This window comes from Corallococcus terminator, from assembly GCF_003611635.1.
In the GTDB taxonomy this organism is placed as follows: Bacteria; Myxococcota; Myxococcia; order Myxococcales; family Myxococcaceae; genus Corallococcus; species Corallococcus terminator.
Genome location: NZ_RAVZ01000291.1, coordinates 1 through 12,892, shown reverse-complemented (window position 1 = coordinate 12,892; position 12,892 = coordinate 1). Strand labels below are relative to the sequence as shown.

General features: G+C 69.6%; 13 protein-coding genes. 4 read left to right on the top strand and 9 right to left on the bottom strand.

The genetic code is table 11. The features are described from left to right. Positions 1 to 1,162: metallophosphoesterase (locus tag D7V88_RS31475; protein WP_372241137.1), on the bottom strand; the 1,162-nt coding region annotated here is incomplete at its 3' end. Positions 1,163 to 1,388: 226 nt separating this feature from the next. Between D7V88_RS31475 and D7V88_RS31470 the strand changes: the two genes are divergently transcribed. Then, positions 1,389 to 2,729: an AHH domain-containing protein gene (locus tag D7V88_RS31470; RefSeq protein ID WP_120544317.1), complete on the top strand. Its 1,341-nt coding sequence runs from the start codon at positions 1,389 to 1,391 to the stop codon at positions 2,727 to 2,729. A 9-nt stretch (positions 2,730 to 2,738) separates the two neighbouring features. After that, positions 2,739 to 3,308 carry an imm11 family protein gene (locus D7V88_RS31465; RefSeq protein WP_120544316.1) on the top strand — a complete coding sequence of 190 codons (570 nt, stop codon included), beginning with the start codon at positions 2,739 to 2,741 and terminating at the stop codon, positions 3,306 to 3,308. A gap of 20 nt (positions 3,309 to 3,328) precedes the next feature. Here the strand turns inward: D7V88_RS31465 and agmC are convergent, their stop codons facing one another. The 4 genes from agmC to D7V88_RS31445 are packed head-to-tail and all read right to left on the bottom strand — an operon-like array spanning position 3,329 to position 7,579. After that, positions 3,329 to 5,707, bottom strand: coding sequence for an adventurous gliding motility protein AgmC (gene agmC, locus D7V88_RS31460; protein WP_120544315.1), 2,379 nt, complete (start codon positions 5,705 to 5,707; stop codon positions 3,329 to 3,331). A gap of 58 nt (positions 5,708 to 5,765) precedes the next feature. After that, on the bottom strand, positions 5,766 to 6,266 hold the full coding sequence (locus D7V88_RS31455; RefSeq protein ID WP_120544314.1) for a hypothetical protein: 501 nt from the start codon (positions 6,264 to 6,266) through the stop codon (positions 5,766 to 5,768). A 15-nt stretch (positions 6,267 to 6,281) separates the two neighbouring features. Further along, a complete protein-coding gene (locus tag D7V88_RS31450) occupies positions 6,282 to 6,782 on the bottom strand; it encodes a cupin domain-containing protein (protein WP_120544313.1) in 501 nt (166 codons plus the stop codon). 17 nt (positions 6,783 to 6,799) lie between these two features. Beyond that, positions 6,800 to 7,579, bottom strand: coding sequence for a class I SAM-dependent methyltransferase (locus D7V88_RS31445; protein ID WP_120544312.1), 780 nt, complete (start codon positions 7,577 to 7,579; stop codon positions 6,800 to 6,802). A 95-nt stretch (positions 7,580 to 7,674) separates the two neighbouring features. Here D7V88_RS31445 and D7V88_RS31440 point away from each other — a divergent pair, with 95 nt between their 5' ends. Further along, positions 7,675 to 9,024 (top strand): citrate synthase family protein, encoded by a 1,350-nt coding sequence (locus tag D7V88_RS31440; RefSeq protein ID WP_120544311.1) that lies wholly within the window; start codon positions 7,675 to 7,677, stop codon positions 9,022 to 9,024. Positions 9,025 to 9,108: 84 nt separating this feature from the next. Then, entirely contained in the window at positions 9,109 to 9,396 is a 288-nt protein-coding gene (locus tag D7V88_RS31435) for a hypothetical protein (RefSeq protein WP_120544310.1), read from the top strand. A gap of 71 nt (positions 9,397 to 9,467) precedes the next feature. Here D7V88_RS31435 and ychF read toward each other — a convergent pair whose 3' ends face one another. From ychF to atpB, 4 genes are all read right to left on the bottom strand, one after another. Next, on the bottom strand, positions 9,468 to 10,580 hold the full coding sequence (gene ychF, locus D7V88_RS31430; protein ID WP_120544309.1) for a redox-regulated ATPase YchF: 1,113 nt from the start codon (positions 10,578 to 10,580) through the stop codon (positions 9,468 to 9,470). Positions 10,581 to 10,625: 45 nt separating this feature from the next. Beyond that, complete coding sequence (gene atpF / locus D7V88_RS31425) at positions 10,626 to 11,174, bottom strand: F0F1 ATP synthase subunit B (protein WP_120544308.1); 549 nt, start codon at positions 11,172 to 11,174, stop codon at positions 10,626 to 10,628. Positions 11,175 to 11,307: 133 nt separating this feature from the next. After that, positions 11,308 to 11,538 (bottom strand): ATP synthase F0 subunit C, encoded by a 231-nt coding sequence (locus tag D7V88_RS31420; RefSeq protein WP_014400382.1) that lies wholly within the window; start codon positions 11,536 to 11,538, stop codon positions 11,308 to 11,310. Positions 11,539 to 11,696: 158 nt separating this feature from the next. Further along, on the bottom strand, positions 11,697 to 12,752 hold the full coding sequence (gene atpB, locus D7V88_RS31415) for a F0F1 ATP synthase subunit A (protein ID WP_120544307.1): 1,056 nt from the start codon (positions 12,750 to 12,752) through the stop codon (positions 11,697 to 11,699). Positions 12,753 to 12,892 lie beyond the last annotated feature (140 nt).

Here is a 12,892-nt window from a genome sequence, read left to right as displayed (position 1 = left end):
GGAGCGGGGGGCCCCAGTAGCCGGTGCCGCGGTGCGTATAGACCCGGGTGCCGGCCACGGTGGCCAGGCCCTGCACGACGGGCTGCTGGAGCTTCACGAAGAACATGAAGGGGAAGATCTGCCCGCCGTGGGTGTGGCCGGACAGTTGGAGGTCCACGCGCAGGCCGCCCAGGGACAGCGCGGTGCGGGGCTGGTGGGCCAGGAGCAGGCGGGGCACGTCGGGCGGGGCGCCAGCGAGCGCGAGGTCGGGGCGGCTCGCCAGCGGGGCATCGATGTGGCCCGCGTCGTGGTCGGTGACGCCGGCCACGACGAGCCGGGCGCCGTCGCGTTCCAGCACGCGGTGTTCGTTGTTGAGGACGGTGAGGCCCAGGCGGGCCACCTCCGAAATCCAGTCACGGGCGCCGTGGTAGAACTCGTGGTTGCCAGTGACGTAGTAGACGCCCAGCGTGGCCTTGAGGCCCGCGAGCGGCGCCACCTGGTCGCGAAGCTGCTCCACGGTCCCGTCCACCAGGTCGCCCGTCACGGCGATGATGTCCGGCTGGAGCGCGTTCACCTGATCCACCACGCGCTGGAGCCACACGCCGTCCAGGGTGGGGCCCACGTGAACGTCGGAGAGCTGCACCACGCGCAGGCCGTCCAGGCCCGGGCCCAGGTCCTTCAGGGGCACGGTGGTGCGCTCCACCTTCGCGCGGCCGCGCGCGGTGACGAACGCGAACGCCACGGCGGGCACGACGGTGCCCAGCACGGCCGCCGCGCGGCCCTGGGCCAGCGCGTGCATGTCGGTGACGGCGCCGGACAGGGACAGCACGCCCGCGACGACGTCCGAGGCCAGCACGGCGGTCAGGAAGATGCCAAAGGCGCCCAGCCACACGTAGGCGCCCCACTGGATGGCGCGGGAGAGGCCGGTGGGCTGCTCACGGCGCGAGACGCGAAAACCCGCCAGGAGGACGAGGTAGCACAGGCCCAGCAGCCCCCACCCCACGGCGGCCCAGGGAGCGGGCCAGCCGGGGGACGAGAAGAGGCGCAGGCCGATGTAGACGTGCAGGGCGGTGGGGAGGGCGAGCCCCAGCACCAGGGACAGCATCCACCGCCAGCCCGGCGAGCGGGACGAACGCCGGGCCGGCCGAGAGGGGACATCTTCCGAGGACACGTCCGTCGTCACGCGCGCCACCTTCCGCCCCAACACCGCCCTGGGGACGCCTTCGAGCGCGGGAAGATAACGGGGGCCTCCCCGGCGCGCCCGGCAACCCCTCCGGACGCCCGAAGGCCCCCCTGCCTCGCCGCGTCCGGTCTTCTTGCACCACCGGGGTCGGAGGGCACCTGGGAAGGCGGGACACGGCTTCGCGGCTAGCGTGCGCAGAGAGGCCGGACGCGACCGCGAGGCGGGCATGAAGCGATGGGAGTGGGCGCTGCTGTTGGGGTTGCTCGTGTCGGGCTGCGCGACGACGCGGGTCGTGAAGTTGGAGACGGACGACGGCGGCCAGGAGGTCGTCACGCCGCACGAGGACGTGGACGCTTCGCTCGCCGCGACCCGGTTGGAGGACGAGGAGTTCAAGCGGGCCGTGAGGGAACTGGCGCGGGAGGTGCGGCCCTCCGCGCATCCCATGAGGGAGGCGCGGGAGTTGTTCGGCCTGCCGGAGCGCAGTGGTCTGTATGGGTTTCAGGAGAAGACCCGGCGGATCATCCCCCTGGGCGAACAGGAAGCGCGTGACCTGCACCTGCTGGATGCATCCGACGACTTGACCCGCGGCTACAAGCACTGGTGCGACAGCCGCCGGAAACAGCCAGGGGACTGTCTGCGATTGCTGGACGAGGGACCGTTGCTGGGGAGCGACGGCCGCTATGCGCTGGCGATGGCGGTCGCGATGGATTCGGTGTGGCGTGAGACCTCCGATGCACTGAAGGACATGGCCCATCCGCAGGCGGTGATGGCCATGATGACCTCCACCGTGACGATGTACCTGTTGCTCTGGGCGCTGCCGGAGCCATTGTCCAAGGGGCTCGCCGCCCTGATGACCGCGACCGCCATCGCGTACCTGGGAGTGGACACGGTGTGGCGCATCCTCGACGGATGGGTGGCGCTGGTGCGACAGGTGGATGAAGCCACCACGTTCGTGCAGGTGCGCGACGCGGGTGAGACGTATGGGAAGGTGCTGGGAGAGAACTCCGCGCGTGTCTTCGTCATGCTGGCCGCCGCCGCGCTGGGAAACACGGCGGGGCTCGCCGCGAGGACACAGGGGCTGCCGGGCTCGGCGCCGGCCGCGCTCGCGGTGGAGACCCAGGCGGGTTTCCGGTTCGTGGCCATGGGGAGCATCCGCTCCGTGGCGATGACCGCCGACGGGTTCACCATCGCGCTCGCGCCCAACGCGCTCGCGATGTCATCCCGGTCCGGACCACCCCAGAAGCATCACCTGGCCACGATTCGCAACGAGAAGTCCTCGAAGAACGGTGGGCCCTGGACACAACGCTTCAGGACCATCTTCAAGAAGGCCGGGATGGATTTGGATGATCCCGAGAACATCGTCGAGATCCAGGGCCACCGTGGCCCTCACCCTCGGGAGTATCATGAACGGATCCTGCAGCGGCTCAACTCTGCCATGGGCACCTGTCGTACCGTGGTGGACTGCCGCACGGCCTTGAAGGATGTGCTCAAGGAGCTTGCCGAGGAAGCCTCGTCCCCGGGCACACCCCTCCATAAACTCCTGACCTCACCCCGTACGAAGCGCTAGACCCCGCTCATGGCTGATCGATTCTTCGAACTCACGGAGGACGTCCAGGAGGGCAACTGGCTTCTGGAGAATCCCTGGAACGAGCGACGTCAGGAGGAGGAGGACCCCTGGATGTTCACAGAGGGGAAACCTGTCCACGTCGAAGGCCGACTGACCGTTCGTCTCGGTGAAGCAGGAAGACCGGTGGACTTCTCAAGGACTCCTTTTGGGCTGGCCCCTATCGTCCACGTCAAGCTCGCGACCGTCCTCGCGGAGCGTGCCGCCGACGACGTTCAACTCCTCCCGGTCGACATTCCCAGCCAGCCCGACCAGTACGTCCTCGTGGTCGCCACGAAGACCGTCCGCTGCATCGACGAAAAGGCCTCCGAGGAGGTCCTCTTCTGGGAACCCAGACACAACAAGCCCGAGAAGCTCGGGCAATACCGCTCCGTGTACGGCATGCGCATCGACCCATCGAAGGTCGGCGCCACCCAGCTCTTCCGTCCCTGGGGATGGCGGGTCGCGCTCATCGTCTCCGAAGACCTCAAGACCGCGCTGGAACAGACGGGCGCCACCGGCATGTACTTCACCGAGGTATGAACCGGAGTTCGCCCGCGCGTTCAGCGCCGGGCGCGGCGGCGGGCCAACGCGGTCAGCCCCACCAATGCCCAGACGCTGAGCATCCCCGCGGGCCCCGCGCCGCAACCGCAACCCACGTCCAGGTCGGTGGGTCCACGCACCTGGAAACCCACCTCCGGTGAGCGCAGACCCGCCTCGCCTTCCGCCGTCACCACCTGCGCGACGATGCGATGTGTCCCCGTGGCGAGCGCACCTGCGGAGCCCACCTCGTGGCGGAAGACACCCTCCGCGTCGGAGGTGACGGTGGCCAGCACGACGCCATCCAATTCCAGACGGACGGACGTCCCCGCCAGCGCCACACCCACGAACGTCGGCGTGGGGTCCACGCTCGCGTCCTGCGCGGGCACGACCATCATTGGCACCGCCGGATCCACCGTGCCCGCGTCGGTGCCCGTCCCGCCGTCGCCGGCCACCACCACCTCGAAGCCCACGACATCGGAATGCGGTCCGTCCTCGCCCGCCTCGTTGTGCGCGTGAACGGTGACCTTGTGCACGCCCACCGACAACGCCTCCTCCTGCGGCACCTGGAAGCGGAAGCGTCCGAGCAAATCCGCCGGCACGATGTTGTCCGGCCCGTCATCGATGACGACGCCCACGGAGATGCCATTGGTCGTGGTGCCGGCGAACAGCGGCGTAGGGCTCGTGGTGTCCCCATTCGCGGGCACCACGAGCACCGCCATGTCCACGACGCCACCGTCCGCGAGCACCACCGTCGGCGTGGTGAAGCGCACCGGCGTGGACGCGAGGCTGGCCACGCCAACCGCCTCTGCCCACGCGGTGACTTCGTGATCACCGGCCACCAACGGCGCGAAGGGTGCCAGGGAGAACACGCCATCCGCTCCCGGCACCACCATGCCCACCTCGCGTCCGTCGATGAGGATGTGGACGACCGGGCCGTCCGTGCCCGCCTTGCCCTCGATGCGCGGACGCGTGGTGGTGGACACCTGTCCCGCAACGGGCAGGGTGATGACGGGCGCCGTCGGCACCTGGAAGGAGAGTGCCAGTTCCTGCACGGTCCCGACCGACGGGCCACCCGTGGACGCCCCACCATCGGGGGTGCCCGCGTCGATGCCACCGGCCGGCCCCGCGCCATTCGAGCCCGCGCCCGGGAACCCGGACTGCCCGGCGTTGCCCGCGCTCACGTTGAGCGCGCAGAGGGTCGCCTTGCTCTGGAGCAGCACGCGGCCGCCCGCGCCACCGCCGCCCGGCCCCAGCGGCTGCTCGGTCACCTTCGAGTCGCCCCCCGCTCCACCGTAGGCCTCCACCGCGCCGCAGTTCAGCACCTCCTGCGCACGCAACAGCACGGAGCCTCCCGCGCCACCGCCGCCCGCCCCGTCACTGCCCGCGACGTCGGCCGACAGGCCCGAGGCACTGAAGCTGCCCTTGCCCTCGAACGCCAGGGCCCGGATGAACACCACGCCTCCGCCCCGTCCGCCGCTGGTGCCGTCGGTGCCGGTGCCCTCGCCCGCGCCACCACCGCCGCCGAAGACGAAGCGATCGAGCACGGAATAGCTCAGCGGCGCTCCGCCCAGACCGCCTTCCACCCGCGCACCATCCGCGACCGAGGACCGACCGCCATTGCCACCGATGCCGCCGTGGCCTCCGCCCCCACCGCCCGCGCTGATGCAGTTGCCGCCGCCACCGCCATTGGCCAGGTTGCCGCGACCGGTGACGCTCTTGCTCCCGGACGCCGTCCCCGCCACGCCCTCACCGCGCGCGGAGCCGCCCTGGGCCGCGGTCAGGTCCAGGCCCGTACACCCCTTGATGCCGGCGTGGGCCTGATAGACGCCGCCCAGGAACCCGGCGCCGTCCGCATCGATGCGGCCCTCGTTGATGACCGTGCCGGACACCAGCATCGCGAGGATGCCGCCGGACCGTCCGTCCCAGGGCGTCACGGAGAGCCGCGCGCCGGCCTCGACGATGACATCGGAGAACTCGCCCACGCGCAGCACCTGGGTGCGGAGCACGGGATAGGAGAAGCGCAGGGGCTGCGTCAGCTTGAGCACGCCGGTCGTCGCGTCCACGGACTCCACGCGCGCCAGTTCGAAGCGGCTGGGACCGGTCGTGATGGGCAGGACCACGGTCTTCGCGTCGCCAGGGGTGGGGACGGGCAACAGGCCCCCGGTCTGATGGATCATCACCAGGTCCCCGGCCACGACCCCAAGGCCGGACACCGACACCTCGGACCTGCCCGCGGTGACGGCCACCCGCAGGGGCGCGGCGACACCGGTGACGACCGACCTGCCCGAGACGATGGTCAGCGCGCCATCACGGCCGGTGCCCAGTCCAAAGGAGTCCGGCTCCGCGCGCGCGACCGGCGCCAGGAGCAATCCAACGATGAGGGCCAGGATGATCCGCATGGCCCCCATGGTGCCCCAGCGGGCGTCCGGGGTCGAGAGAGGCCCACCCCATCCCACGTCAGCGCGGAGCCGCCAGGTCCGCGAGCGCACGGGCGTTGACGGGCGCGAAGAAGGGCTGCCGCAGGAGCCGGCCCAGGGCTCGGCGCTCCACGCACAGCAGTTGGAGGGAGTCTTCCCATTCGCCCAGCACGGCCACCGCGCGCACATCCGCCGCGTCGCGGTACAGGTCGTTGAGGTTGTGCACGAGCGCGGGCACGTCCTCCACCTCCCACCGCTCCGTGACGTCCCCTGCCGCGACGTGCAGTTCCAGCGCGGGGCGTTCACGCACATCCACGATCTTCAGCCGCCGGGCCGCGCCGCCCATGGCCGCGGTGAGCGACCCCACCAGCTCATCCGGACGAACGCCATACCCCACGGTGAGTCCCCCCTCGAGCAACCCCGCCTCGCACAGGCGCAGCAGCGACACATGGGGAGGCTCGCCCTGGGGCACCAGCCCGGCAGCGGCGGCGGAGTCCTTGAGCAGTCGCTCGCGGTCGAGCGCATCCAGCAGGGAAGCCATGGGGCGCGGACCCTATCAGGGCTCTTCGCCGTCCCAGTAATCCACCGACGCGGCCAGGGGCAGATTCACATGCAACGTGCGCGAGGCCTTGTCGCCGCCCGGAGCCGCGCCCGCCATGATGCCCACCTTCTTCGAGTCCGGGTACACGAGCACGTCCGGCTCCTCCATGGTGGAGAAGCACAGGTAGCGCAGCGGCTCCGTCCCACTGTTGATGAGCTGGTGCGCGGTCCCAGCGCCCGGGGGCAGCGCGACGTAGTCCCCTTCGCGCACGGGCACCTCCTCCGAACCCAGGCGCAGCGTACCGGCGCCGGCCAGGAAGTAGAGGGCCTCCTCGTTGGCCAGGTGGTAGTGCAACGGCCACGAGCGGCGGCCCGGAGGAAGCTCCACGAGACTGCACCCGAGCTTGCGCCCGTGCGCCGCGGCGCCCAGTTGCTTGCGCTTGAGGGCCACGCGGGTGCCGTGGGCGACCTCGGTCCAGGGAAGGTCTTCGGCATGCACGAGATGTGATGAGGACATGGTGGGTCTCCTCGGTGTCAGGGGCGCTCGGCGACGAGCGCGAACACACGGTGGGGAACGGACAGCGGATCCTGGGGGAAGCGTTCGGCGAGGAGCGCCCCCAGCGCAGCGTCGAAGCGTGCCACCTCCTCCGACGGAAGCAGGGCGCCAATCCGCGCGTTGGCGCGAATGCGTCCACGCCAGGCCACGTGGGTGTACGGCGTGGGGGAGTCGAAGGTGAAGGACGTCACGGACTGGAAGCCCGCGAGCGCCACGTCGCGGAACCACTCCGGGTAGATGCCCACGCCGTGGCCGAAGCGGTCGATGTTCAGGTGGTCCCGGGGGCTGAAGGTCTCCATCAGCGCCTCGGTGGCTTCCACCACGTTGCCGGGCAGGGCCAGCCAGTCGAAGCAGGCGATGATCAACTGCCCGCCGGGCCGCAGCAGCCGGAGCACCTCGCGCGCGGCGGCGGGCCGGTTGAACCAATGCCAGCACTGGCCGGCGAACACGCGGTCGAAGGATGCCGACGGCAAGCCCGTGTCCTCCGCGCTGGCGACACGGAAGTCCACCGTGAGGCCTTCACCCCGAGCGAGCTGCCGCGCCGCATCCAGTTGCGGCACGGACACATCCAGCGCGGTGACGTCCGCGCCGCGCCGGGCCAGCCCCCGGGCGATGGTGCCCGTCCCGGTGCCCAGGTCCAGCGCGCGCAGGCCGGGCCGCAGCACGCCGTCCTGTTCCAGCCGGGAGAAGAAGGTGTCCGGGAATCCCGCCCGGTATTTCGCGTAGTCCGATGACGTGCGTCCGAAGTCCACTGGCATGGTCGCTCCCCGCTCGAAGGCCTCTGTCCGGAAGGGTTCGGCTCGACAGGACCTCCAGTCGAGTCGAGACTCCACCTCCGGGAGGCACGTGAAACATGGTGCGTCGCAGCGGGGGTCGTTCTCAATCTCGATTCGACCATCCACCTGAGGAGGAGCTTCTGCGCGCGGACGAGGCGGCGGCCCTGCTGGGGGTGAAGCGGGCGACGCTCTACACGTACGTGAGCCGGGGGCTCGTGCGGTGCGTGCCGGAGAAGGGCACCAAGGAGAACCGCTACCTGCGCGCGGACGTGGAGCGCCTGAAGACGCGCCACGATGCGAGGGCGGGACACGCGGCGGTGGCCTCGGGAGCACTGCGCTGGGGTGAACCGGTCATCGACTCGTCGGTGTCGCGGATCAACGAAGAGGGACTCCAGTACCGAGGCCACGACGCGGTAACGCTGGCGACCAGCGGGCGCCGCTTCGAGGACGTGGCGGAGTTGCTATGGATGGGGCGCCTGCCAGCCGTGTCCACGCAGTGGTCCCTGGTGGAAGCACCGCTGCCTTCCTCCAGGCGCTCGGATGCGCCGCAACGAGCGCCGCGAGAGCTGTCATGGCTGTCTCCCTCCGCGCTCGCGGCACTGCTGCCCAGAGAAATCCCACCGTTGTCGGCACTGCTCGCGCTCGTGCCGCTCCTGGCCGCGAGCGACGAAGGCCGCTTCGCCGCGCCCACGGAACAGGAGCAGGCGCGGGCCCGCCGGCTCATCCGCAACCTGGGTGCCTGGGTCTGCGTGGCGCAAGCACCAGAGCGTGTATCCCGGGCATTGAAGACAGACACGGTGGCGGAGTCCCTGGCCACGGCCTGGGACACGAAGGTGAAGCGCGCGCCGGAGCTGATCAACCGCGCGCTGATCCTCTGCGCGGACCATGAACTGAACACCTCCACCTTCGCCGCCAGGGTAACGGCCTCCTCGGGAGCGGACCTGTACGCGTGCATGAGCGCGGCGCTGGCGGCCGTCTCCGGCCACAAGCACGGCGGAGCATGCGACCGCGTGGAAGCCCTGCTCACGGAAGTGGGCAGACCCGAACGTGCCGCCCAGGTCATCCACGGCCGCCTGCGCCGGGGCGAAGCGGTGACAGGCTTTGGCCATCGCCTCTACACGAAGGGGGACCCGCGCACGCCGCCGCTGGTGGAAGCCGCGCTGAGCGTGAGGCCCGAATCCCTCCGGGTGCGCGTGGCCCGAGCCGTCATCGACACCATGCGCGACGCCGGCCATCCGCCTCCGTCGATGGACATCGGACTGGTGATGCTCGCGGACGCGCTGAGCCTGCCACCGGGCGCGGGCACCGTGCTGTTCGGCCTGGGCCGCACCGCGGGCTGGGTGGCGCACATCCTGGAGCAGCGCGAACAGGGCCACCTGCTCCGCCCCCGAGCGCGCTACGTGGAGACGCCCCCGAAACCGGCTTGAGCCCTCCGAACCGGTGTCACCTGCCGTGCACGCCGCGCAGGTTTCGGTTGGAGCCACGCCCCGGGATGCGCACACTGCCGCCCCGTGAGCGAAAAGCGCCCTTCCCTGCCCTATCCCGCCGTGTTGCTGCTCGGCAACGTCGCCTTCATCGCCTCGTGGATCGTCGTCCTCAAGCGCCCCGAAGGCTGGCAGGTCGTGGGCCCCGTGCTCCTCGTCCTGTTCCTCGTGCTGCGCGTGGGCGGCGTGTGGCGCTACGCCCAGAGCAACCCGGACCCGCAGGGCCGCGCGAAGCGCTCCGCCATCATCTCCACCGTGCTGGCCCTGCTCGCCGTGGGCCTCTGGGTCTCCACCTGGGTGAGCGGCCCGCGCTAAAGCAGAACGGGCGCCCCTTCCGAAGTGGAAGGCGGCGCCCGCGCGTCACAGCGAAGTGAAGGACCCGCGCGTCAGACGTTGAAGCGGAAGTGCATGCAGTCGCCGTCCTGCACGGCGTACTCCTTGCCTTCCACGCGCAGCAGGCCCTTCTCCTTCACCGCCGACTCACTGCCCAGCTTCACCAGGTCCTCCCAGCGCATGACCTCCGCCTTGATGAAGCCGCGCTCGAAGTCCGAGTGGATGACGCCCGCCGCCTGCGGCGCCTTGAAGCCCTTATGGATGGTCCACGCGCGGCACTCCTGCTCGCCCACCGTGAAGTACGTCCACAGGCCCAGCAGCTTGTAGCCCTCGCGCACCACCTTGTGCAGGCCGGGCTCCGTCAGGCCGTTGCTCTCCAGGAAGCCCGCGCGGTCGGACTCGGGGAGCTGCTGGATCTCCGACTCCAGCGCCGCCGCCAGCACCACCACGCCCGCGCCTTCCTTGGCAGCCATGTCGCGCACCGCCTTCACGCGCGGGTCGCTGTCTTCCTTGCCAATCTGCCCTTCGCTGATGTTCGCCACGTACAGCACGGGCTTGTCCGTCAGCAGGAACAGGTCCTGGAGGGGCGCGTGGTCCTCCTCGCTCAGCTTCTGCGCGCGCACCGTGACACCGTTGTCCAGGGCCGCCATCACCCGCTCCAGCACGGCGACCTCGGCCTTGGCCTCTTCGGCCGCCTTGCCGCCCAGCTTGGTGTTCTTCAGCGAGCGGTCGCGGCGCTTCTCCACCGTCTCAAGGTCCTTGAGGCACAGCTCCGTGTCGACCACGTCCCGGTCCCGCACCGGATCCACGCCGCCCTCGACGTGGGTGACGTTGTCGTCCTCGAAGCAGCGCAGCACGTGGAGCACCGCGTCCACCTGGCGGATGTTCGCCAGGAACTGGTTGCCCAGGCCTTCACCCTTGGAGGCACCGCGCACCAGGCCCGCGATGTCCACGAGCTCCAGCGACGTGGGGATCTTCTTCAGCGGCTTGATGAGCGCCGTCAACTGGTCCAGGCGGTCATCCGGCACCGGCACCACGCCCACGTTCGGCTCGATCGTGCAGAACGGGTAGTTCGCGGCCTGCGCGCTCGCCGCGGAGGACACGGCGTTGAACAGGGTGGACTTGCCCACGTTGGGCAGACCGACGATGCCGATGGAGAGAGCCATGATGGATTCCTGGAACAGACGGGCGCGGCTTGGGACTTCCCGGCCTTACGCCGAGCGACGGGTCGCCGTGGCGCTCGTCGCGGCGGGCAGGCCCTGAACGAACTGCTCGGCCAGCGCGCGGTGCTTGGAGTCGTCCATGCGCTCGTTCATCAGCTTGGAGGCCACGTCCATCGCCAGGTCCACCGCCATGGCGCGCACTTCCGCGATGGCCTTGGCCTTCTGGTCGTCGATTTCGCGGCGGGCGCTCAGCTTCAGCTCCTCCGCCTCCTTGCGGCTCTTGGCCATCAGCTCGTCGCGGAACTTCTCCATGTCCGCGGTGTTGCGGCGCATCATCTCCGCCGCCTCGCGACGGGCCTCCGCGATGGCCGTCTTCTGGTCGGCCAGCAGCTTCTCCGCCTCGGCGCGCTCACGCTTCGCGCTCTCGATGGCGTTGGAGATCTGCTTCTCGCGCTCCTCCACGAGCGACAGGATGGGGCCCCACGCCTTCGCGCGCAGCACCAGCATGACGAGGACGAAGGTGACGATGGTCCAGAAGATGAGGCCCGGACGGACCTCCACGAAGCTGCTGGCGGCGAGAACAGAGGGCAGGAACATGGCGGGTCCCGGGGGATGCGAACGGCGAAAAGGAAAAGCGGGAGACAACGGGTGAGACAGGCACTGCCACTGCGTCCAGGAGGCCGGCGCGCCTCTGACGAAGGCGCCGGCTCCCAGGTGAAACCAACCCGACTCAGACCTTGATGGCGAGCAGGATGCAGACAACCAGCGCGAACAGCGTCGCGCCTTCGATGAGCGCCGCGGCGATGATCATCGTGGTGCGGATGTCGCCGCCCGCGGCCGGCTGACGGCCCGTGGCGTCCATGGCGGCGGCCGCCAGCTTACCGATGCCGAGCGCGGCGCCGATGATGGAGAGACCCGCGCCGATACCGGCGGCGAGGAAGGCAAGAGCGATGTTGGTCATGGGAACACGTGCTTTCAGGTGAGGCAGGACCCGCTTGTGGGGGGGTCGTGAAATCCCTTTAGGACTACCTCCGACGGCCTTTCGAACCGCCGGGTCTTCAACCGGGGCGCGCCGTGCTTCAGGCGCCCCGTCCAATCAGGCCGGGATGCTTCCCCGGCTCAAACGTGATGCGCCTTGCCGTGGTCGTGGCTGGCGCCACCTTCCGCGTGGCCGTGGTCGTCGTGGTGGTGGCCCATGGCGACGCTCATGCCGATGAAGAGCGCGGACAGCATGGTGAACACGTACGCCTGCACGAAGGCCACGAACAGCTCCAGCAGGTAGATGCCGAAGGCGAACGGCACGCTCACCAGCGCCACCGCGGGGTTGCGGAGCATGAAGATGAGGCCCAGCAGGAAGAAGATGACGATGTGGCCCGCCAGCATGTTGGCGAAGAGTCGGATGGTGAGGGCGAAGGGCTTGGTGAACAGGCCCAGGAACTCCACCGGAATCATGATGGGCCACAGCCAGGGGGCCACGCCGCCCGTCAGGTGCTTCAGGTAACCGCCGATGCCGGCGGCGCGGATGCCAGCCACCTGGGTGACGACGAAGGTGCAAATCGCCAGGCCGCACGTGACGGCGATGTTGCCCGTGGCGGACGCCATCCAGGGGAACAGGCCCAGCAGGTTCATGAAGAGGATGAAGAAGAAAGCGGTCAAGAGATAGGGCACGTAGCGGGGGCCCTCCTCCTTGCCGATGTTCTTGATGGCCAGCTCGTCGCGCACGAAGAGGACCAGCATCTCGAACAGGTTCGCCGCCGTGCCACGCGGGACGAGCTTCGTCTTGTCGCGGTTGCTCCAGATGAGCAGCGAGCCGATGAGGATGAGCGCCGCCAGCCACATCATCACCGTGTGCTTGGTGATGGAGAGGTCCACGCAGCCGGCGCCCAGGCCCGGGTACACCTCGCCGTGGCCGCCGTGCGGATCCGCCACCGGCGTGCAGGCGCCCTCGTGCAGGGGGATGAAGATGCGCGGCAGGTGGATGGGGATGTGGTTGTGGCTGAGCGGGATCTCGAACTCGTACTCATTCGAGTCGGCCACGTGATGCAGGATGTAGCCGGCGACGTCCTCGCCCTCGGCGTCCTTGCTCTCGTCCGCGTAGCCGTGCTCACCGGCCTGGTCGGAGGCCCACACGGAACCCGCGAACAGACAGGCGAACAGCACCATTGCCTTGCGCATCACTCGTCTCCGCCCGCCGTGTCTTTCGACGCGGCCATCACGTAGCTGACTTCGATCCACTGCAGCGCGAAGTAGACGCCGAAGAAGCCGCCCACGAACGCGATCGCGCTCAAATTCCGGGCTGTCTATTATACACATCT